Raw genomic sequence first — 20,314 nt, 5'->3', positions numbered from 1 at the left:
CCGCGGTGGCCCCGCCTGCACCTACTGGGCGTGATGGTTGAACTGCGAAGCCAGTTCACGCAGCGCCACTTCCGCCTGCAGCACCCGATTCAGGGCTTCATCGGCCTTCTCGCGGCTCACCCCCAGACGCTCGAACAGGGCGTCCGGCAGGTCGTGCTGCGGGCCGTTGCCGATGCCGCGGCTGCGCAGCAGGTTGACCGCCAGGCACACCAGGTTCGGGTAGGCGGCGTGGGCGCCGTCGTAGTCCGGGTCGTGCTGGAAGCGCAGCGCGGTGGCCAGCTCCTCCGGCATGTCCCAGAAACGCATCAGCCAGGCGCCGATCTGCTCGCGGGTGATGCCCAGCAGGTGCTGCTCGACGTAGCCGTGGCTGAGGTGCGGGTTGACCTCCAGATGGCGGCAGATCAGCGAGAAGTGCGGCGGGAAGACGTGGGCCAGCACCAGGTAGCCGAAGTTGTGCAGCAGCCCGGCGAGGTAGGTCAGGCCGGCCTCGGGGCGCTGGGCGCGGGGCATGGCACGGGTCAGGCCCTCGATGATGGCGGCGGTGTAGATCGCCTGCTGCCAGTAGGGCGTGGCCTGCTGCGGCTGGTCCTTGGGCAGGCTGAGGGTCTTGCCCAGGGCCAGGCCGAGGGCCAGGTTGATCACCAGGTCGAAGCCCAGCACGCGGACGATGGCGTCTTCCACCGAGCGGATCTTGCCCGGCGCGGCGTAGTAGGGCGAGGCGGCCCAGCTGACCACCTGGGCGGCCAGCGCCGGGTCGGTCTCGACCACGCCGGTGATGTCGTCCACGGTGGCGTCCGGGTCGACGCGCAGCTTGATGATCTTCTGCGCGGTTTCCGGCAGCGGCGGAATCTCGATGGTTTCCTCGAGGCGCTGCTGGATGCGGCGGGCGGTGAACGCCTGCACGGCCTGGGTGATCTCGGCGCGGTCGTCGTCCGGCCGGTCCAGGTTCGGCCGGATGCTAGTCAGCGGCTGGCCGAAGCGGGCGGCGCTGGCCTTGGCCAGGAGGATGGCCTTGTAGTGCTCGCTGTCGATCTCCAGCAGCACGCCGGCCTGGCCCGACTCGATCAGCAGGTTGGATTCGTCGAGCAGCCGCTCGTCGTACAGGCAGGGCGAGCTGGTCAGCGGCGGCAGGCCCGGCAGCAGGTCGAGGCTGTGCTTGCCCAGCATGCGCTCCATGCGTTCCGGCTTGACCGCCACCAGCTTGCGGCCGGTCAGCTCGGCCAGGCGGTTGAGGTCGAGCAGCTGGTTCTGCGGGAACAGCACCAGCAGGGCGCCGACCGCGTCCTCCAGCAACACTGCCTGCACCCGCCGCGCGGCCGGCAGGGCCTGGTGGTCCGGCCGTATGTGGCAGGGCACGCCGAGTTTCTCGAGGAGCTGCAGGATCACCGTCGGCGGGCGCGGAGAGGCATCGGGGGCGAGGGCGACTTCGGTCATGGGCGACATCCGGAAGAAGAACTACTGAGGGGGAGTATAACCAGCGCCCCGCGGGATACACCCGGTTGCCGGACAGGTGAACCGCGGCAGTCTGTGCGCCGGCTCACACTTGGCCGTACTGCTGGCCGTGGCGCAGCCAGCGTTCGAGCAGCGGGCTGACGTGCTGCGGCCAGCGTGCCAGCAGCTCCTGCGCCGCTTCGCGCACGGCCGGCAGCAGGTCGGCGTCGCGCATCAGGTCGGCCACCTTGAACTGCAGCAGGCCGGTCTGGCGGGTGCCGAGCATCTCGCCGGGACCGCGCAGCTCCAGGTCCTTCTCGGCGATGACGAAGCCATCGCAGGTCTCGCGCATGATGCCCAGGCGCTCGCGGCCGAGCTGGGACAGCGGCGCGTGGTAGAGCAGCACGCAGTGGCTGGCGGCGCTGCCCCGGCCGACCCGGCCGCGCAGCTGGTGCAGCTGGGCCAGGCCCAGGCGCTCGGGGTTCTCGATGATCATCAGACTGGCGTTGGGCACGTCGACACCGACCTCGATGACGGTGGTGGCGACCAGCAGCTGCAGTTCGCCGCGCTTGAAGGCGTCCATCACCTCGGCCTTCTCCGCCGGCTTCATGCGGCCGTGGATCAGGCCGACGCGCAGCTCGCCGAGGGCCGCGCTCAGCTCTTCGTAGCTGGTTTCGGCGGCCTGGCAGGTGAGTTCCTCGGATTCCTCGATCAGGGTGCACACCCAGTAGGCCTGGCGGCCTTCGCGGCAGGCCGCGCGGACCCGCTCGATCACCTCGATGCGGCGGCTGTCGGCCACCAGCAGGGTGTTCACCGGGGTGCGCCCGGGCGGCAGCTCGTCGAGGATCGAAGTGTCGAGGTCGGCGTAGGCGCTCATCGCCAGGGTCCGCGGGATCGGCGTGGCGGTCATGATCAACTGGTGCGGGCAGAGGCGGCCGTCGATGCCCTTCTGCCGTAGCGCCAGGCGCTGCTGCACGCCGAAGCGGTGCTGCTCGTCGATGATCACCAGCGCGAGTTTCTGGAAGCGCACCTCGTCCTGGAACAGGGCGTGGGTGCCCACCACCATCGGCGCGCCACCGGCGATGCGCTCCAGCGCGGCGGCGCGGGCCTTGCCCTTGAGCTTGCCGGCCAGCCAGGCGACCTCGATGCCGAGCGGCTCCAGCCACCGGCCGAAGTTGAGGAAGTGCTGCTCGGCGAGGATTTCGGTGGGCGCCATCAGCGCCACCTGGTAGCCGGCCTCCAGCGCCTGCAGGGCGGCCAGCGCGGCGACCACGGTCTTGCCGGCGCCGACGTCGCCCTGCACCAGGCGCAGCATGGGTTCGGCCTGGGACAGGTCGTAGGCGATCTCGGCGCCGACCCGCTGCTGGGCGCCGGTGGGGGCGAAGCCGAGGTTCTGCAGGAAGCGCTGCGGCAGCTTGCGCGCCACCGGCAGCGCCGGCGCCTGCTGGGCGCGCACCTGCTCGCGCAGGCGCTGCAGCGACAGCTGGTGGGTCAGCAGCTCCTCGAAGGACAGGCGGTGCTGGGCCCAATGGCGGCCCTCGGCCAGTTCTTCCAGGTCGGCGTCCGGCGGCGGCCGGTGCAGGTAGCGGATGGCCTCGTCGAGCGGGCCGAGTCGATAGTCGCGGGCCAGCTCGGCGGGCAGCCAGTCCGGCAGGCTGTGCGGGCCGAGGCGGGCCAGGGCGAGCTGGCTCAGCGAGCGCAGGCGCTGCTGGGTCAGGCCTTCGGTGGTGGGGTAGATCGGGGTCAGGGTCTGTTCCACCGGCGCCGGCTCGTCGCCGCTCTGGGCGCGGTATTCCGGGTGGTAGATCTCCAGGCCGGTGGCGCCGGGGCGCACTTCGCCGTAGCAGCGCAGGGCGGTGCCGCGCTTGAGCGCGTCCTTCTGCGCCTGGCTGAAGTGGAAGAAGCGCAGGCTGAGCGTGCCGCTGCCGTCCTGCAGGCGCACCAGCAGGCTGCGCCGGCGGCCCATGACGATGTCGGCGCCGGCCACCACGCCCTCGACCACCGCGTCCTGGCCCGGGCGCAGGGCGCCGATGGGAGTGATGCGGGTACGGTCCTGGTAGCGCAGCGGCAGGTGGAACAGCACGTCCTGCAGGCTTTCCAGGCCGACCTTGCCCAGCTTCTCGGCCAGCGCGTCACCGACGCCCTTGAGCGCAGTGACGGGGACCTGCGCCAGTTCGGTCATGCCGGGACGGCTTCACCCTGGGGGCGGGCTACCGAGCACAGGCGCACGGAGTCGGCCAGCACTTCGATGGCCTTCGGCCGCGGGAAGCTGGCGCGCCAGGCGATGGCGACGGTGCGGAATGGCGCCGGCGCGCTGAGCGGGCGCACTTCGATCACCCCCGGCGCGTAGTGGTGGCTGTCCACCGCCGAGAACGGCAGGATCGAGATGCCCAGGCCGGAGGCGACCATGTGGCGGATGGTCTCCAGCGAGCTGGATTCCACCGTGGTGTGCTTGGCCGCGTCGTCGCCGCCCTTGCGCAGCGACGGGCAGGCTTCCAGCACCTGGTCGCGGAAGCAGTGGCCCTCGCCGAGCAGCAGCAGGCTCTTGTCGTTGAGCAGCTCCTTGTCGATGGTCTCGCGCTCGGCCCAGGGGTGGCCGGCCGGCAGCAGGGCGTAGAACGGCTCGTCGTACAGCGGCTTGGTCAGCACGTCGGCTTCCTGGAACGGCAGGGCGATGATGATCGCGTCCAGCTCGCCGGTGCGCAGCTTGTCGCGCAGCACGTGGGTGAAGTTTTCCTCGATGTACAGCGGCATCTGCGGGGCGACCCGGTGCAGCTGCGGGATCAGATGGGGGAACAGGTAGGGGCCGACGGTGTAGATGGCGCCGATCTTCAGCGGCGCGGCCAGCTGGTTCTTGCCGGCCTGGGCCAGTTCGCGGATGCCCTGGGCCTGCTCCAGCACCTTCTGTGCCTGGGTGACGATGCCCTCGCCGACCGGGGTCAGGCGCACCGCGCTCTTGCTGCGCTCGAAGATGAGCACGCCCAGCTCGTCCTCCAGCTTCTTCACGCCGACCGACAGGGTCGGCTGGCTGACGTGGCAACGCTCGGCGGCACGCCCGAAGTGCTGCTCCTGGGCGAGGGTGACGATGTAGCGCAGTTCGGTGAGGGTCATAGGTAAATTCCATTGAGACGCGGCCAAGCATAGCGGCTGCATTCGATGGAACCAAGGCTGGCAACGGGCCAAGCGCGGGAAGCTTCTGCTGGCGCGGTAGGGCGGGTGAAACCCGCGAATGGGCACGCGGGTTTCACCCGCCCTACACGGAAAAACGCCGCGGCTCCGGTAAGGGAGTCGCGGCGTGTTTTCATCCGGGCTACGGCTGCCGTCAGCGCCTGTCCAGCGAGTAGACGAAGGGCGCGACGATCTCCAACTGGCCGTTCTGCAGCATGTCCGCCGGGGGCGGCGGCAGCGGCTGGGCGCGGCGGATCATTTCCAGGGTGGCGCGATCCAGCGAGGCGCTGCCGGACTTGCCCACCAGCGAGTAGGACAGCACCTTGCCGTTGGCGTCGAGCACGAAGCGCAGGCGGTTGACCCCTTCGAAGCCGCGACGGCGGGCGTCTTCCGGGTAGCGCTTGTACTTCGCCAGGTGGCCGAGCAGGGTGCTCTGCCAGCTCACCTGCGCCTGGGTCGGCGCGCTGACCGGGGCCTTCTGCGGCGCGGCGGCCTTCTCGTCGCGGGCGACCACCGGGGCCTCTTCCTGCGGCGGCCTGATCTCAGGCTCCGGCGGCTTGGGCTGTGGCGGCTTCGGCTTGGGTTTCGGCTTCGGCTTGACGATGGCGATCTTCGGCTTGGGTGCTTCCACCACCTTCGGCAGCTCCGGCTCGTCCGGCTCGACCACCGGTTGCGGCGGCGGAGGCGGCGGCTCGACCGGCGCCACCAGCGGCTCCAGCTCGATCATCATCGCCGCCGGCGGCACCTGCATGGGCTCGACCTTGGGATTGAGCCGCGCGATCAGGTACAGGCCGACGTGCAGCCCGGCCGCGATCATCAAGGCGATGGCCCAGATCGGTATGCGTCGCGATTGGCTCATTGCGCTCCGACCGTTTCCAGGCCCACCAGGCCGATCTTCAGGTAGCCGGCACCGCGCAGGTTGTCCATCACGCGCATCAGCTCTTCGTACTGCACGCCCTTGTCGCCGCGGACGAAGATGGTCTTGTCCTTGTCGCCGCTGGTGCGCTGGTCCAGCGCGGCGCCGAGCTTGGCCGGCTCGACCTGCTCGTTGTCGAGGAACAGGGCGCTGTCTTCCTTGATGCTCAGGTAGATCGGCTTGTCCGGGCGCGGTGCCGGCTTGGCGGTGGACGCCGGCAGGTCGATCTTCACGTCCACGGTGGCCAGCGGGGCGGCCACCATGAAGATGATCAGCAGCACCAGCATCACGTCGATGAACGGCGTGACGTTGATCTCGTGGTTTTCCTGGAGGTCGTCACCGCCCTCGTGCAGATGCAGGCTCATGGATCAGCCCACCTTGGCGATCGGAGCCTGGGCGCGCTCGCCAGCCGGCTGGTCCAGGTCGCGGCTGACCAGCAGCAGCACCTGGGCCGAGGCGTCGGCGACCTGGGCCTTGTAGCTGGCGATGGAGCGGGCGAAGACGTTGTAGATGATCACGGCCGGGATCGCCGCGACCAGGCCCAGGGCGGTGGCCAGCAGGGCCTCGGCGATGCCGGGGGCCACGACCGCCAGGTTGGTGGTCTGCGATTTGGCGATGCCGATGAAGCTGTTCATGATGCCCCACACGGTACCGAACAGACCGACGAACGGGGCGGTGGAACCGATGGTGGCGAGCACGCCGGTGCCCTGGCTCATCTTGCGGCCGCTGGCGGCGACCAGGCGCTCCAGGCGGAAGCTGACGCGCTCCTTGATGCCTTCCTTCTCGCGGCAGCCGGCCGACAGGCGCAGCTCTTCGCGGGCGTCCTCGATCAGGGTGGCGCTGAAGCTGTGCTTGGCGTGGGCCTGCTCGGCGGCCTGGTTCAGGCTGCGCGCGCCCTTAAGGTCGCCCAGCTCGCGCTGCAGGCGGCGGCGGCCGATCAGCAGCTCCAGGCCCTTGGCGATCCACACGGTCCAGGTGAGGATGGAGGCCAGCACCAGGCCGATCATCACGCTCTTCACCACCTTGTCGGCGTTGTTGTACATGCCCATCGGCGACAGGTCGTGGAGGATGGCGTTGTCGCCTTCGACCAGTTCGTTGCCGGTGGCCGGCTCGTCGACGGCCAGCAGCAGCTGCTCGGCTTCGGGGCCGGTGATGCCGTTCTGCTGCAGGAACTCCTGTTTGGTGGCTTCGATCTGCTCCGAGGTCGCCTCGGCGCCCAGTGCCGCCAGCCTGGCCTTCAGTGCTTCGGCCTGGGAAGGCTGGGCTGCGGCGGGGATTGCCTCGCCGGCGATCGGGGCGGCGGTGGTCTCGGTCGCTACGGCCGGCTGCTCCTGGACGGCGGCGGGCGCCGCGGGCGTGACCTCTTCGGCATGGCCGCCGAGCGGCAGCAGCAGGCCGAACAGCAGGGCCGCGAGAGGCAGACGGGAGGATTGTGTGCGGAGAGCGTTACGATTCATGCTGGCCGGACCTAAGTGGGGTGTGCACTGGGCGGGACCCTTTTGGGTGGCTCCCGCTAAAAAAGGCCAGCATTATTGCAAGTAATTCTTGTTTATGAAAGTAACGATGTAACCTTTCTGCACAGCCGTTGTCCGTGACGTCCTTCCCGGACCGGCCGGTCCGTTTCCTGTTTTCGAGGTGTTATCCATGTCCAAGAGCCTGATGATCGTCGGTTGCGGCGATGTCGGCAGCCGTCTGGCGCGTCGCGCGCTGGCCCTCGGCTGGACCGTCCACGGCCTGCGGCGCGATGTCGCATCCCTGCCCGCCGGCGTGCTGCCGGTGGCCGCCGACCTGGAGCGGGCCGAGTGTCCGCCGGCCTGGCCGGCCGCCGGGCCGGACTATCTGGTGTACTGCGTCGCCGCCACCCGCCACGACGAGGCGGGCTACCGCAGCGCCTATGTCGACGGCCTGCGCCATGTCCTAGCCTGGCTGGCCGAGCGCGGCCAGCGGCCGCGGCGCCTGCTGTTCGTTTCCAGCAGCGGGGTGTATGCCCAGCAGCAGGGCGAGTGGATCGACGAGGGTTCGCCCGCCGAGGCGGAAAGCTATTCCGGCCGGGTGATGCTGGAGGCCGAGCGCCTGGCGCTGGACAGCGGCCTGCCGGCGACCCTGGTGCGCCTCACCGGCATCTATGGCCCGGGCCGTGAATGGCTGCTCGGCCAGGTGCGCCAGGGCTACCGGGTGGCCAGCGAGCCGCCGCTGTACGCCAACCGCATCCACGCCGAGGACGCCGCCGGGCTGCTGGCCTTCCTGCTGGCGGCGGACGCCGGGGGCCGGCCGCTGGCCGACTGCTACCTGGGCGTGGACGACGCGCCGGCGCCGTTGCACGAGGTGGTCGGCTGGCTGCGCGAGCGCCTGGGAGTCGAGCACTGGGCCGAGGAGCAGAGCGTGCGCCGCGCCGGCAGCAAGCGCTGCAGCAATGCCCGCGCCCGCGCGCTCGGCTGGGCGCCGCAGTATCCCAGCTACCGCGAAGGCTACGCGGCGGTGCTGGAAGGCCGCGACTGAATGGAAGCCAACCGCCTGTTGGCCCGGCCCTGGCTGCCCGGGGTGGAGCTGTTCCACGCCGACTTCTCCGGCCAGCAGTTCGGCCGGCACAGCCACGACGCCTTCGCCGTCGGCGCGATCCTCCAGGGCGTGGGCGGCTACCTCTGTCGCGGCGCCCGCCACGCGCTGCCCGCCGGCACCCTGTCGCTGATGAACCCGGAGGAGCCGCATACCGGCCATGCCGAATCGGAGCGCCTGGTCTACCGCATGCTCTACGTCGAGGAAGCGCGCCTGCCGGCCCTGCTGGGACGCAAGCGCCTGCCGGGCGGCTTCCGCGAGCTCAATCCGGCCGATGACGGCCAGGTGGCGGCGGGCCTGGCGCGCCTGGCCGCGGAGTTCGAGCGCGGCGACGCGCTGGTGCTGGAGGCAGAGCTGCTGGAGGTGCTGGAGCGGGTGTTCGTGCGCCACGGCGGCCTGCCGGAGGCGGCTCCGGCGCCCCGCGACGGCGGCACGACCGCGCGCCTGCGCGAGTACCTGGAGGCGCACTACGCCGAGTCGGTCAGCCTGGAACAGCTCGCCGGCCTGGTGCAGCGCCATCCGCGCCACCTGATCGAGGCCTTCCGCCGCGCCTACGGCGTGCCGCCGCACACCTACCTGCTGCAGCGCCGGGTGCGCGAGGCCAAGCGCCTACTGCTGGATGGCCAGGCGCCGCTGGACGTGGCACTGGCCCTGGGTTTCTACGATCAGGCGCACTTCGGCAGCACCTTCAAGCGCTTCACCGGGGTCAGCCCGGGACGTTTCCGCACCGCCGCCGCGACCTGAGTTTCTTCCAAGACGGCGTCCACCGCCGCTATCGACACTGGCCCTCCGTTTTCGAGGAGGTCCGTGATCGTGTTCGCCCTGTTCCTGCTGGTGGCTGGTACCCATTTCGCCGCGCTGCTGTCGCCCGGCCCCGATTTCTTCCTGCTGCTGCGCGCGGCGCTGGTGCGCGGCCGCCGGCACGCGGATGGCTGCGCGGCGGGCATCGCCACCGCCAACCTGCTGAGCATGGCGATGGTGCTGGCGCTGCTGGGCCTGGTGGCGTCGGTCGACGGACTCTGGTGGCGCCTGTTGCAGGGGGCCGGCGGGGCCTACTTCGTCTGGCTCGGCGGCCGCGCGCTGCTGGCCCGCCGGCGCCTCGACCTGCCGGACCGCCTGGAGGCAGAGGCGCGCGGCTCCTGGCGCAGAGGTTTCGTCGAAGGGCTGCTGGCCAGCAGCTTCAATCCCAAGCTGCCGATCTTCTACGCCGGGCTGTTCGGCGCGCTGCGCGAGGCGGCCATGCCGGCCTGGGGGCTGGCCGCGAGCATGGCCTGGATGACCCTGGTGGTGCTGGGCTGGGACATGGCGCTGGTGCGCCTGCTCGGCCACCAGCGCTGGCGCGGCCGGCTGCAACGGCGGGTGGCGCTGCTCGACCGGCTGTGCGGCGGCCTGTTGGCGGCGCTGGGGGTGTGGCTGCTGGCAGGGCTAGCGAGATCGTGAACGACGGGCTCAGTCGCGTTCCAGCAGCCAGGCCTGGCGGCCGGGGCGGTAGTCGGGGAACTCGTCGGCCGCGGCCCGGTTGACCGCTTCGAGGATGCGCAAGCGGTCGCCGTCGCGCTCGAACAGCCAGGGTGCGCCCTGGTTGCCGAGCTGCAGCCACAGGCTGTCGCCCTCGGTCATCGAGGCGCAGTCGCCGGCCAGGCACAGGGCGTAGCGGTCGGCGCCCGGCAGACCCTCCAGGCGGCCGTCCGGATGGAACAGCACCAGGCCGCCACGGCCGACGCCTTCGCGGATCTTCCACTCGCCGCCGCCCAGGTAGGCGTCGTACAGCGCCCACTCGAAGCTGCTGCCGAGGAGCGCGCCGTTCTCGGCCTCGCTCTGCGGCCGGGCGAAGCGCTGTTCCGGGCCGTAGTTGTTGGCGTGCTGGACCAGTTCGTCGCCGCGCACTTCCAGCTCGTCCTGGTGGGCGTCCCGGTAGCTCACCTGCCAGCGACCGCTCTCGGTGGCTGCCAGGTCGCCCTGGGGCGTCTCGAAGCCGTTGCTGAACACGGCCTGGCCGCGCTGGCTGTCGACCCGCCATTCGAGGACCGGGCCATGGGCCAGCAGTGCCTCGTGCAGGGGGATGCCTTCGCGGGCGGCGTCGATGATGGGCTGGTTGATCCAGGTGCCGTCGGGGCTGCCGGGGCCAGCGCAGCCGGCCAGCAGGCCGGCGGCCAGGGCGATCAGGAGCGGATGGCGCATGGGCTTACTCGAGGACCAGCACGCCGTCCATTTCCACCAGCGCGCCGCGCGGCAGGGCGGCCACGCCGATGGCGGCGCGGGCCGGGTAGGGCTGCTCGAAGTAGCGGCCCATGACTTCGTTGACCTTGGCGAAGTGGCTCAGGTCGGTGAGGAAGATGTTCAGCTTGACCACGTCCTTGAACGAGCCGCCGGCCGCCTCGATCACCGCCTTGAGGTTCTCGAACACCTGCACGGTCTGCTCCTCGAAGCCCTGCACCAGTTCCATGGTCTTCGGGTCCAGCGGGATCTGCCCGGACAGGTAGACGGTGCTGCCGGCCTTGATCGCCTGGGAATAGGTGCCGATGGCGGCGGGGGCGTTGGGCGAGGTGATGACGGTCTTGCTCATGGGAACTCCGATTCCGGGGATTTGTTGTTCTGCGGCGGCGCGCCCTCAGGCGCGCATGCGGGTGATGCGGATCACGCCCTTGAGGGCGCGCAGCTTCTTGATGACGCGGGCCAGGTGCACGCGGTCATGTACGCTGATGACCAGCTGGACCACGCTGATGCGGCCGTCGCGCTCGTCCATGCCGATCTTCTCGATGTTGCCGTCGGCGGCGTTGACGCTGCTGGCGAGCAGGGCGATCAAGCCACGCTGGTGCTCCAGTTCGACGCGCAGTTCGACGTTGAACTCGCCGGCCACGTCCTTGGCCCAGTTGAGCTGGATGCACTTCTCCGGGTTGTGGCGGATGTCGGCGATGTTCTTGCAGCTGTCCAGGTGCACCACCATGCCTTTGCCGGCCGACAGGTGGCCGACGATGGGGTCGCCGGGGATCGGCGTGCAGCACTTGGCGTAGCTGAGCACCAGGCCCTCGGTGCCGCGGATGGCCAGCGGGCCGTCCGGGCTGGGCGCGGCCTCGCCGGTCTCGGCGAGCAGGCGGCGCGCCACCACGTAGGCCATGCGGTTGCCCAGGCCGATGTCTTCCAGCAGGTCCTCGATCACTTCCAGGCGATACTCGGCCAGCACCGCCTGGATGCGCTCCAGGGCGATCTTCTCCAGATGGCTGTCGAAGCCGGTGAGGGTCTTGTTGAGCAGGCGTTCGCCCAGGTTGATCGACTCCGAGCGGCGCTGCAGCTTGAGCGCGTGGCGGATGTGCGTGCGCGCCTTGCCGGTGACCACGAAGTTGAGCCAGGCCGGGTTCGGCCGCGCGCCGGGGGCGGTGACGATTTCCACCGTCGAGCCGCTCTCCAGGGCCTGGGACAGCGGCGCCAGGCGGCGGTTGATGCGGCAGGCGATGCAGCTGTTGCCGACGTCGGTGTGCACCGCGTAGGCGAAGTCGACCGCCGTGGAGCCCTTCGGCAGCTCCATGATGCGGCCCTTGGGCGTGAACACGTAGACCTCGTCCGGGAACAGGTCGATCTTCACGCTCTCGATGAATTCCAGCGAGTTGCCGGCGCGCTGCTGCATCTCCAGCACGCCCTTGACCCACTGGCGGGCGCGGGCGTGGTTGCCCTTCGGCACCTCGTCGCCTTCGGACTTGTACAGCCAGTGGGCGGCGATGCCGTTGTTGGCCATCTCTTCCATTTCGCGGGTGCGGATCTGGATCTCGATGGGCACACCGTGCATGCCGAACAGGGTGGTGTGCAGCGACTGGTAGCCGTTGGCCTTGGGAATCGCGATGTAGTCCTTGAAGCGGCCCGGCAGCGGCTTGTACAGGTTGTGCACCACGCCGAGGGCGCGGTAGCAGGTGTCGACCTTGTCGACGATGATGCGGAAGGCGTAGACGTCCATGATCTCGTTGAACGCCCGGCGCTTGCCGCGCATCTTCTGGTAGATGCTGTAGAGGTGCTTCTCGCGCCCCATCACCTCGCCCTGCAGGCCCTCGCGCTGCAGGTAGGCGGTGATCGATTCCTCGATCTTGGCGACGATTTCCTTGCGGTTGCCCCGGGCGCGCCGGACCGCGGCGCGGATGCGCTCGGAGCGCATCGGGTGCATGGCCTTGAAGCCGAGGTCCTCGAACTCCACGCGCATGTTGTGCATGCCCAGCCGGTTGGCGATGGGCGCGTAGATTTCCAGGGTTTCCTTGGCGATGCGCCGGCGCTTCTCGCCGGACAGCACTTCCAGGGTGCGCATGTTGTGCAGGCGGTCGGCCAGCTTGACCAGGATCACGCGGATGTCGCGGGCCATGGCCATGGCCATCTTCTGGAAGTTCTCGGCCTGGGCCTCGGCCTTGGACTGGAAGTCCATCTGGGTCAGCTTGCTGACCCCGTCCACCAGCTCCGAGACGGTCTCGCCGAACTGCGCGGTGAGGGCTTCCTTGGCGATGCCGGTGTCCTCGATCACATCGTGCAACATAGCTGCCATCAGGCTCTGATGGTCCATGTGCATGTCGGCGAGGATGCTGGCGACGGCGAGCGGATGGGTGACGTAGGCTTCGCCGCTGCGGCGGCGCTGGCCATCGTGGGCCTGCTCGGCGTAGAAGTAGGCGCGGCGGACCAGGTTGACCTGATCCGGTGCCAGGTAGGACGAAAGTCTGTCGGCGAGGGTGTCTATGCTCGGCAAGGGATCACCCCCTGCCGAGTCGGCGCTTTACCCGGTGCCGCGAGACTTCGACCAGGCATTGGCTTACAGAGGCTCGTTGGCCTCTTCCTCGAAGGCAGCGGCGAACAGCGGCTCTTCCTCGACCAGGTCTTCCTGGGCGACGAATTCGGAGTCCACCAAGCCGGCGGCGATTTCACGCAGGGCGACCACGGTCGGCTTGTCGTTTTCCCAGGCGACCTTCGGCTCCTTGCCGCCGGTAGCCAGCTGGCGGGAACGCTTGGTGGCCAGCATGACCAGCTCGAAGCGGTTGTCTACGTTCTCCAGGCAGTCTTCAACGGTAACGCGGGCCATGGTGTTCCTCGTGGCAAATAGCAGATAAGGCTAGGCCCGGATGGGCGAGCGGACTGAATAGTCTAAAAAATCACCAGCGATTAGGGAAGACCTTTCGGTGGCGCAGGGCGATCGGGTGAAGGCCTCCTATCAGGAGACATCCGTCATTCCCGCGCAGGCGGGAGTCCATGGGCGCTGTGTTTTTTGGGTCCCCGCCTTCGCGGGGATGACGGGGCCGTGTGTGCGCCGCTGCTCCGCGATACCTGGCCGGGGCCGTCAGCTCAGCAGCTCGCTGAGCAGACCGGCGTGGCGTTTCGCCTGTTGCGCGCTGTCCAGCTGGTTGGCGCGGAAGATCGATTTCAGGTCGTCCAGAGCGTGGGCGAAGTCGTCGTTGATCACCAGGTAGTCGTACTCGACGTAGTGGCTCATCTCGCTGACCGCGTCGCGCATGCGCCGCTCGATGATCTCGGCGCTGTCCTGGCCGCGGTTGGTCAGGCGGTGGCGCAGCGCCTCCTGGGTCGGCGGCAGGATGAAGATCGACCTGGCCTCGGGCATCAGCCGGCGGACCTGCTGGGCGCCCTGCCAGTCGATCTCCAGGATCAGGTCGGAGCCGGCGGCGAGGGTCTGCTCGACCCAGACCTGGGAGGTGCCGTAGAAGTTGTCGAACACCTGGGCATGCTCTAGGAACTCGCCGCGCTCGATCATCGCGCTGAACCGGGCGTGGTCGACGAAGTGGTAGTTGACCCCGTCCTGCTCGCCGGGACGCATGGCGCGGGTGGTGTGCGACACGGACACGCGGATGCGCGCGTCGCTGTCGAGCAGGGCCTTCACCAGGCTGGTCTTGCCGGCGCCGGAGGGTGCGGAAACGATGTAGAGGGTGCCGGTGGCGAGGGTCATCTGTCTGTCCTGTGGCTCGGGCCTGGCGGCTTATTCGATGTTCTGGACCTGTTCGCGCATCTGCTCGATCAGGACCTTGAGGTTGACCGCGGCCTGGGTGCTGCGCGGGTCGAAGGCCTTGGAGCCCAGGGTGTTGGCCTCGCGGTTGAGTTCCTGCATGAGGAAGTCCAGGCGGCGGCCGGCGGCGCCGCCGGCCTTGAGCACGCGGCGCACCTCGGTGACGTGGGTGGACAGGCGGTCCAGTTCCTCGGCCACGTCGCTTTTCTGCGCCAGCAGCACCAGTTCCTGCTCCAGGCGCTGGGGGTCCAGCTCGGCGCGCATCTCGGCGAAGCGGGTCTCGATCTTCTGGCGCTGGTTGGCCAGCATCTCCGGCACCAGCTCGCGCAGGGCGGCGACCTCCTGCAGGATGCCGTCCAGGCGCTCGTTGAGCAGCCGGGCCAGTTCGGCGCCTTCGCGGGCGCGGCCGTTCTTCAGCTCGCCCAGGGCCTGCTCGAACAGTTTCAGCGCGGCGGCGTTCAGCGCCTGCGGATCGGCGGCGTCGGCCACCAGCACGCCGGGCCACGCCAGCACTTCCAGGGGATTGAGCGGGGCCGGCTGGCGGATCAGCGCGGCCACCTGCTCGGCGGCCTCGACCAGTTGCCGGGCGCGCTCGCCGTCCACCTGCAGGCTCCTGCCGGCGTTCTCTTCGGCGAAGCGCAGGGTGCATTCCACCTTGCCGCGCGACAGGCCCTGGCGCAGCGCCTCGCGCACCGCGCCTTCCAGGTCGCGGAAGGCTTCCGGCAGGCGCAGGTGCGGCTCCAGGTAGCGATGGTTGACCGAGCGCAGTTCCCAGCTCAGGGTGCCGTGGGCCTCGGCGCCTTCGGTGCGGGCGAAGGCGGTCATGCTGTGCACCATGGTGAGGGCCTCGTGAAATGACGAATGGGCGCGGGATTGTAGCGCAGTGCGACCGCCGGCCCAATCGGGCGTGTCGCGCCATCTGCGGCGGCCCTATAATGCCGGCAGGTCGGGCGCCGCGACGCCCGAGATTTCCGCTTTATACAGGTACCAGTAGATGAAACGTCCCAGCGGCCGTGCTTCCACCCAGTTGCGTTCCGTGCGCATCACCCGCAACTACACCAGGCACGCCGAGGGGTCGGTGCTGGTGGAGTTCGGCGACACCAAGGTGATCTGCACCGCCAGCGTCGAGTCCGGCGTGCCGCGCTTCCTCAAGGGCCAGGGCCAGGGCTGGCTGACCGCCGAGTACGGCATGCTGCCGCGCGCCACCGGCGAGCGTAACCAGCGCGAGGCCAGCCGCGGCAAGCAGGGTGGCCGTACCCTGGAGATCCAGCGCCTGATCGGCCGCTCGCTGCGCGCCGCGCTGGACATGAGCAAGCTGGGCGAGAACACCATCTACATCGACTGCGACGTGATCCAGGCCGACGGCGGCACCCGCACCGCCTCCATCACCGGCGCCATGGTGGCCCTGGCCGACGCGCTGAAGGTGCTGAAGAAGCGCGGCGCGCTGAAGGGCGAGCCGCTCAAGCAGATGGTCGCCGCCGTGTCCGTGGGCATCTACCAGGGCGAGCCGGTGCTCGACCTGGACTACCTGGAAGACTCCGCGGCCGAGACCGACCTCAACGTGGTGATGACCGACGCTGGCGGCTTCATCGAGGTGCAGGGCACCGCCGAGGGCGCCCCCTTCCAGCCGGAAGAGCTGAATGCCATGCTGGCGCTGGCCCAGCAGGGCATGCGCGAGCTGTTCGAGCTGCAGCGCGCCAGCCTGGCCGACTGATTCCTGTTGCCCACGGAGAGCCCGATGGAAGAGCAGAACCTCATCCCCACGCCGAGCCAGGAAGCCCGGCAATGGGCCATGTTGTGTCACTACGCGGCCTTCTTCTGGGTGCTGGCGCCGATGATCGGCAACGTCATCGGCCCGCTGATCGTCTGGCAGCTGAAGAAGGAGATGGACCCCTTCGTCGACGATCAGGGGCGCGAGGCGCTGAACTTCCAGATCACCTACAGCATCGCCATGATGATCTGCGGCCTGCTGGCCTGGGTGCTGATCGGCTTCCCGCTGATGGTGCTGGTCGGTGTGGTCGCCCTGGTGCTGACCATCATCGCCGGGATCAGGGCCAACGAAGGCAAGACCTACCGATATCCGCTGTGCTGGAGGTTGATCAAGTGATTTCCGGGCCCCGCATGCGGGGCCTTTTGCTGTGCCGCCGGACATCGAATCGACCCCGGCGAAACCCTCAACCACTCATACAAGGAAGCCGGAAGTGGCTGGAGCCAGTCTGCTGACACTGCTCGATGACATCGCCAGCGTGCTCGACGATGTCTCTGTGATGACCAAGGTGGCGGCGAAGAAGACCGCCGGTGTGCTGGGCGACGACCTGGCGCTGAACGCCCAGCAGGTGACGGGCGTCAAGGCCGAGCGCGAACTGCCGGTGGTCTGGGCGGTGGCCAAGGGTTCGTTCATCAATAAGGCCATCCTGGTGCCGGCGGCCCTGCTGATCAGCGCCTTCGCGCCTTGGCTGGTGACGCCGCTGCTGATGCTGGGCGGCGCCTTCCTCTGTTACGAGGGCTTCGAGAAGCTCGCGCACAAGTTCCTGCACAGCAAGGAAGAGGTCGAGCAGCGCCACGCCGAGCACGTCCAGGCGCTGGCGGACCCGGCGGTGGACGTCCAGGCGTTCGAGAAGGAGAAGATCAAGGGCGCGGTGCGCACCGATTTCATTCTCTCTGCCGAGATCATCGCCATCACCCTGGGCGTGGTGGCCGAGCAGGCGTTCCTGCAGCAGGTGATCGTGCTGTCCGGCATCGCCCTGCTGATGACCGTCGGCGTGTACGGCCTGGTCGCCGGCATCGTCAAGCTGGACGACGCCGGCCTGTACCTGAGCCAGCGCGCCAGCGCCGCGGCGCAGGGCCTGGGGCGCGGCATCCTGTGGCTGGCGCCCTGGCTGATGAAGTTGCTGTCGGTGGTGGGCACGGCGGCCATGTTCATGGTCGGCGGCGGCATCCTTACCCATGGCATTCCCGGCGCCCACGAGCTGATCCACCACTGGAGCGAGGCGATCGCCGGCGTGCCTGCAGTCGGCGGTGTACTGGCCGTGCTGGCGCCGACCGTGATCAACGCGCTGTTCGGCGTGCTGGCGGGCGGCATGGTGCTGGCTGTGGTGAGTGTCGTCGGCAAGGCCTGGAAGGCCCTGCGTTCCTGAGAGGTGACGTGCTGGCTGCCGGCTAGACGCTGAGCAGCCAGTCGTAGTCGACGATCAGCGGCGCATGCTGGGAGAAGCGCGGCTGGCGCGGCAGCTTGGCGTTGCGCACGATGCGGCGCATGCCGGGGGTGAGCAGCTGGTAGTCGAAGCGCCAGCCGAGGTTGAGCATCTCGGCCTGCTCGTTGTCCGGCCACCAGCTGTACTGGTCGCCCTCGCGGCTGACTTCGCGCAGTGCGTCGACGTAACCCATGGTGCCGATCACTTCGTCCAGCCACGCGCGCTCGGGGGCGAGGAAGCCCGGCAGTTGCTGGCTGTCGCGCCAGTTCTTCACGTCCAGCTTCTGGTGCGCCACATAGAGCGAGCCGCAATAGATGTACTCGCGGCGCTTGCGGCGCTGCTTGTCCAGGTAGCCGGTGAAGTCGTCGATGAACTTGAACTTGTGGTTCAGGCTCTCGTCGCCGCCCTGGCCGGACGGCAGCAACAGGGTGGCGATGCTCACCTTGTCGAAGTCGGCCTGCAGGTAGCGCCCGTAACGGTCGGCCATCTCGAAGCCGAGGCCGTGGATCACCGCCTTGGGTTGCAGGCGCGAGTAGAGCGCCACGCCGCCCTGGGCAGGCACTTCGGCATCGGCCGCATAGAGAAAGTAGCCATCCAGCTGGTAGGCCGGATCGTCCAGTTCGAAGGAAGAGACTCTTGTATCCTGCAGGCAGATCACGTCGGCATTCTGGGCCTGCAGCCAGCTGAGCAAACCTCGCTCGACCGCGGCCTGAATACCATTCACGTTCACACTGATGATCCGCATAAATGGCCCCTGAAAACTCGTGCGGGTATGATACCCGAGTTATTCCCATTAGCTAGATTCATGGGACTTGCGAGCCGCGTGCGTGGTATCGGAAGCTCCCGTAGAGCCGTGCCCTCCGGAGTCCTTCATGCAGGCGTACCAGCGCGAATTCATCCGTTTTGCCATCGAGCGCGGGGTGCTGCGTTTCGGTGAGTTCACCCTCAAGTCCGGGCGCACCAGTCCTTACTTCTTCAACGCCGGCCTGTTCGACAGCGGCCTGGCCCTGGCCAGGCTGGGGCGTTTCTACGCCTCCGCGCTGGTGGATGCGGGCATCGGCTTCGACGTGCTGTTCGGCCCGGCCTACAAGGGCATCCCCCTGGCCGCCGCCACCGCCGTGGCGCTGGCCGAGCAGCACGACCGCGACCTGCCCTGGTGCTTCAACCGCAAGGAAGCCAAGGACCACGGCGAGGGTGGCACCCTGGTCGGCGCGCCGCTGGCCGGGCGGGTGATGATCGTCGACGACGTGATCACCGCCGGCACCGCGATCCGCGAGGTGATGCAGATCATCCAGGGCCAGGGCGCCCAGGCGGCCGGCGTGCTGATCGCGCTGAACCGCCAGGAACGTGGCAAGGGCGAGCTGTCGGCGATCCAGGAAGTGGAGCGCGACTACGGCATGCCGGTGATCAGTATTGTTTCCCTGGAGCAGGTGCTGGATTATCTGGCAGGCGATGCTGAACTCAAGAAGCACCTGCCGGCGGTGGAGGCCTACCGCGCGCAGTACGGCATCTGAAAACCAACAATAAACAGGATGTGCTTGCTCATGCTCAAACCGGTCGCGCTCAGTCTGTCCCTGGCTCTGGGGTTCGGCCATGTGCCGCTTGTGGCGGCGGGCGAGTATTACCGCTATCGCAACGACAAGGGTGTGACGGTGCTCGACCGCCTGGGCGTGCCGCCTGAATACATCGAGAAAGGCTACCAGGTGGTGGACGAGCAGGGCCGGGTGGTGCGCGACGTGCCGCCGGCGCCCAGCCTGGAAGAGCGCAAGCGGATGATCGAGGAGAAGGCCAAGGCCAAGTCCGACGTCCACCTGCTGCGCATGTACTCCGAGCCGGCCGACGTCGACCGCGCCCGCGATCGCAAGCTGGCCGAGCTGGACGGGGTCATCGGCGTGGCCCACAGCAACCTCAGCTCGCTGCACACCCAGCAGGCCAACCTGCAGGCCCAGGCCGCGGAGTTCGAGCGCGCCGGCCGCGAAGTGCCGGAGCACCTGCTGGTGCAGATCGAGAACATCAAGGCCGAGCAGGTCGGCGTCGAGCGCGATATCCAGCGCTACCAGAAGAACCGCGCCGAGGCCGAGACCTCCTTCGCCGCCGACCGCGCGCGCCTGGTCGAACTGCGGGGCGAGTGAGCCCGCCCCGCAGGCGCCATCCTCAGTAGTGGCGCTTGCGATTGCTGATCAGGGTGCCGACACCGCTGTCGGTGAAGATTTCCAGCAACACCGCATTGGGCACGCGCCCGTCGATGATGTGCGCGCTGGTCACACCACCCTGCACCGCCTCCAGGGCGCAGCGAATCTTCGGCAGCATGCCGCCGTAGATGGTGCCGTCGGCGATCAGCTCGTCCACCTGCTCGGTGGTCAGGCCGGTGAGCACTTCGCCCTGCTTGTCCATCAGGCCGGCGATGTTGGTCAGCAGCATCAGTTTCTCGGCCTTCAGCGCTTCGGCTACCTTGCCGGCCACCAGGTCGGCGTTGATGTTGTACGACTCGCCGTTGGCGCCCACGCCGATGGGGGCGATCACCGGGATGAAGTCGCCTTTCACCAGCATGCCCAGCAGGTCGGTATTGACGCCGACCACTTCGCCCACATGGCCGATGTCGATGATCTCCGGCTGGGTCATCTCGGGGGTCTGGCGGGTGACGGTGAGCTTCTTCGCGCGGATCAGCTCGGCGTCCTTGCCGGTCAGGCCGATGGCGCTGCCGCCGTGGCGGTTGATCAGGTTGACGATGTCCTTGTTGACCTGGCCGCCGAGGACCATCTCCACCACGTCCATGGTCTGCGCATCGGTAACGCGCATGCCGTCAATGAAGTGGCTCTCGATCGACAGGCGCTTGAGCAGGTCGCCGATCTGCGGACCGCCGCCATGCACCACCACCGGATTGATGCCCACCGCCTTCATCAGCACGATGTCGCGGGCGAAGCCTTCCTTCAGCTCGTCGCTTTCCATGGCGTTGCCGCCGTACTTGATCACCAGGGTCTTGCCGACGAAACGACGGATGTACGGCAGCGCTTCGGACAGGACCTTGGCGACTTGGGTGGCGGCATCACGATTGAGGGTCATGGT

22 protein-coding genes are annotated in these 20,314 nt (G+C 68.6%); 8 read left to right on the top strand and 14 right to left on the bottom strand.

All coding sequences use genetic code 11. The features are described 5' to 3' along the window. Positions 1–21: 21 nt before the first annotated feature. From N7640_RS02880 to exbB, 6 genes are all read right to left on the bottom strand, one after another. Complete coding sequence (locus N7640_RS02880; protein WP_279906032.1) at positions 22–1,434, bottom strand: aminoacyl-tRNA deacylase and HDOD domain-containing protein; 1,413 nt, start codon at positions 1,432–1,434, stop codon at positions 22–24. A 103-nt stretch (positions 1,435–1,537) separates the two neighbouring features. Beyond that, positions 1,538–3,613, bottom strand: a complete 2,076-nt coding sequence (gene recG, locus N7640_RS02875) for an ATP-dependent DNA helicase RecG (protein WP_279906033.1) — start codon at positions 3,611–3,613, stop codon at positions 1,538–1,540. Continuing rightward, complete coding sequence (locus tag N7640_RS02870; RefSeq protein ID WP_220811251.1) at positions 3,610–4,542, bottom strand: hydrogen peroxide-inducible genes activator; 933 nt, start codon at positions 4,540–4,542, stop codon at positions 3,610–3,612. The genes recG and N7640_RS02870 overlap by 4 nt, the downstream gene beginning before the upstream one ends. Before the next feature lie 211 nt (positions 4,543–4,753). Continuing rightward, positions 4,754–5,458, bottom strand: a complete 705-nt coding sequence (locus N7640_RS02865; protein ID WP_220811252.1) for an energy transducer TonB — start codon at positions 5,456–5,458, stop codon at positions 4,754–4,756. Further along, positions 5,455–5,880, bottom strand: coding sequence for a TonB system transport protein ExbD (gene exbD, locus N7640_RS02860; protein WP_220811253.1), 426 nt, complete (start codon positions 5,878–5,880; stop codon positions 5,455–5,457). Before exbD ends, N7640_RS02865 begins: the two co-directional genes overlap by 4 nt. A gap of 3 nt (positions 5,881–5,883) precedes the next feature. Then, positions 5,884–6,972, bottom strand: a complete 1,089-nt coding sequence (exbB, locus tag N7640_RS02855; RefSeq protein WP_220811254.1) for a tonB-system energizer ExbB — start codon at positions 6,970–6,972, stop codon at positions 5,884–5,886. A 187-nt stretch (positions 6,973–7,159) separates the two neighbouring features. Between exbB and N7640_RS02850 the strand changes: the two genes are divergently transcribed. The 3 genes from N7640_RS02850 (at position 7,160) to N7640_RS02840 (ending at position 9,511) form a co-directional block, all read left to right on the top strand. After that, complete coding sequence (locus tag N7640_RS02850) at positions 7,160–8,014, top strand: NAD-dependent epimerase/dehydratase family protein (protein ID WP_279905516.1); 855 nt, start codon at positions 7,160–7,162, stop codon at positions 8,012–8,014. Next, positions 8,015–8,815 (top strand): AraC family transcriptional regulator, encoded by an 801-nt coding sequence (locus N7640_RS02845; protein WP_279905515.1) that lies wholly within the window; start codon positions 8,015–8,017, stop codon positions 8,813–8,815. It begins immediately after the preceding gene. A gap of 69 nt (positions 8,816–8,884) precedes the next feature. Continuing rightward, positions 8,885–9,511, top strand: coding sequence for a LysE family translocator (locus tag N7640_RS02840; protein WP_279905519.1), 627 nt, complete (start codon positions 8,885–8,887; stop codon positions 9,509–9,511). A 9-nt stretch (positions 9,512–9,520) separates the two neighbouring features. Here the strand turns inward: N7640_RS02840 and N7640_RS02835 are convergent, their stop codons facing one another. From N7640_RS02835 to N7640_RS02810, 6 genes are all read right to left on the bottom strand, one after another. Then, positions 9,521–10,252 carry a hypothetical protein gene (locus N7640_RS02835; protein ID WP_279905514.1) on the bottom strand — a complete coding sequence of 244 codons (732 nt, stop codon included), beginning with the start codon at positions 10,250–10,252 and terminating at the stop codon, positions 9,521–9,523. A gap of 4 nt (positions 10,253–10,256) precedes the next feature. Then, positions 10,257–10,637 (bottom strand): RidA family protein, encoded by a 381-nt coding sequence (locus N7640_RS02830; protein ID WP_279905513.1) that lies wholly within the window; start codon positions 10,635–10,637, stop codon positions 10,257–10,259. 45 nt (positions 10,638–10,682) lie between these two features. Continuing rightward, positions 10,683–12,791, bottom strand: coding sequence for a bifunctional GTP diphosphokinase/guanosine-3',5'-bis pyrophosphate 3'-pyrophosphohydrolase (gene spoT / locus N7640_RS02825; protein WP_279905512.1), 2,109 nt, complete (start codon positions 12,789–12,791; stop codon positions 10,683–10,685). A gap of 63 nt (positions 12,792–12,854) precedes the next feature. Then, the gene (gene rpoZ / locus N7640_RS02820) at positions 12,855–13,121 is read right to left on the bottom strand and encodes a DNA-directed RNA polymerase subunit omega (protein ID WP_220811260.1); all 267 of its coding nucleotides are present in this window, start codon (positions 13,119–13,121) and stop codon (positions 12,855–12,857) included. A 255-nt stretch (positions 13,122–13,376) separates the two neighbouring features. Then, positions 13,377–13,997, bottom strand: a complete 621-nt coding sequence (gene gmk / locus N7640_RS02815) for a guanylate kinase (protein WP_220811261.1) — start codon at positions 13,995–13,997, stop codon at positions 13,377–13,379. A gap of 30 nt (positions 13,998–14,027) precedes the next feature. After that, positions 14,028–14,891 carry a YicC/YloC family endoribonuclease gene (locus N7640_RS02810; protein ID WP_279905509.1) on the bottom strand — a complete coding sequence of 288 codons (864 nt, stop codon included), beginning with the start codon at positions 14,889–14,891 and terminating at the stop codon, positions 14,028–14,030. A gap of 157 nt (positions 14,892–15,048) precedes the next feature. Between N7640_RS02810 and rph the strand changes: the two genes are divergently transcribed. The 3 genes from rph (at position 15,049) to N7640_RS02795 (ending at position 17,191) form a co-directional block, all read left to right on the top strand. Then, positions 15,049–15,768: a ribonuclease PH gene (gene rph, locus N7640_RS02805; RefSeq protein WP_220811263.1), complete on the top strand. Its 720-nt coding sequence runs from the start codon at positions 15,049–15,051 to the stop codon at positions 15,766–15,768. A gap of 24 nt (positions 15,769–15,792) precedes the next feature. Beyond that, on the top strand, positions 15,793–16,161 hold the full coding sequence (locus N7640_RS02800) for a DUF4870 domain-containing protein (RefSeq protein ID WP_279905508.1): 369 nt from the start codon (positions 15,793–15,795) through the stop codon (positions 16,159–16,161). Positions 16,162–16,255: 94 nt separating this feature from the next. Beyond that, positions 16,256–17,191 carry a DUF808 domain-containing protein gene (locus N7640_RS02795; protein ID WP_279905507.1) on the top strand — a complete coding sequence of 312 codons (936 nt, stop codon included), beginning with the start codon at positions 16,256–16,258 and terminating at the stop codon, positions 17,189–17,191. A 22-nt stretch (positions 17,192–17,213) separates the two neighbouring features. Here N7640_RS02795 and N7640_RS02790 read toward each other — a convergent pair whose 3' ends face one another. Continuing rightward, on the bottom strand, positions 17,214–17,993 hold the full coding sequence (locus N7640_RS02790) for an exodeoxyribonuclease III (RefSeq protein WP_220811266.1): 780 nt from the start codon (positions 17,991–17,993) through the stop codon (positions 17,214–17,216). A gap of 127 nt (positions 17,994–18,120) precedes the next feature. Between N7640_RS02790 and pyrE the strand changes: the two genes are divergently transcribed. Together pyrE and N7640_RS02780 are read left to right on the top strand one after the other, a co-directional pair. Then, the gene (pyrE, locus tag N7640_RS02785; protein WP_279905506.1) at positions 18,121–18,762 is read left to right on the top strand and encodes an orotate phosphoribosyltransferase; all 642 of its coding nucleotides are present in this window, start codon (positions 18,121–18,123) and stop codon (positions 18,760–18,762) included. A 30-nt stretch (positions 18,763–18,792) separates the two neighbouring features. Further along, positions 18,793–19,380, top strand: a complete 588-nt coding sequence (locus N7640_RS02780; RefSeq protein ID WP_279905505.1) for a DUF4124 domain-containing protein — start codon at positions 18,793–18,795, stop codon at positions 19,378–19,380. Between the two features lie 22 nt (positions 19,381–19,402). Here the strand turns inward: N7640_RS02780 and argB are convergent, their stop codons facing one another. Then, positions 19,403–20,311: an acetylglutamate kinase gene (argB, locus tag N7640_RS02775; RefSeq protein ID WP_220811269.1), complete on the bottom strand. Its 909-nt coding sequence runs from the start codon at positions 20,309–20,311 to the stop codon at positions 19,403–19,405. Between the last annotated feature and the right edge of the window lie 3 nt (positions 20,312–20,314).

The organism is Pseudomonas sp. GD04015 (assembly GCF_029837675.1).
GTDB lineage: Bacteria > Pseudomonadota > Gammaproteobacteria > Pseudomonadales > Pseudomonadaceae > Aquipseudomonas > Aquipseudomonas paralcaligenes.
Note: the sequence above shows the minus strand (reverse complement) of the source record. Positions and strands in the feature narration are given on the sequence as shown.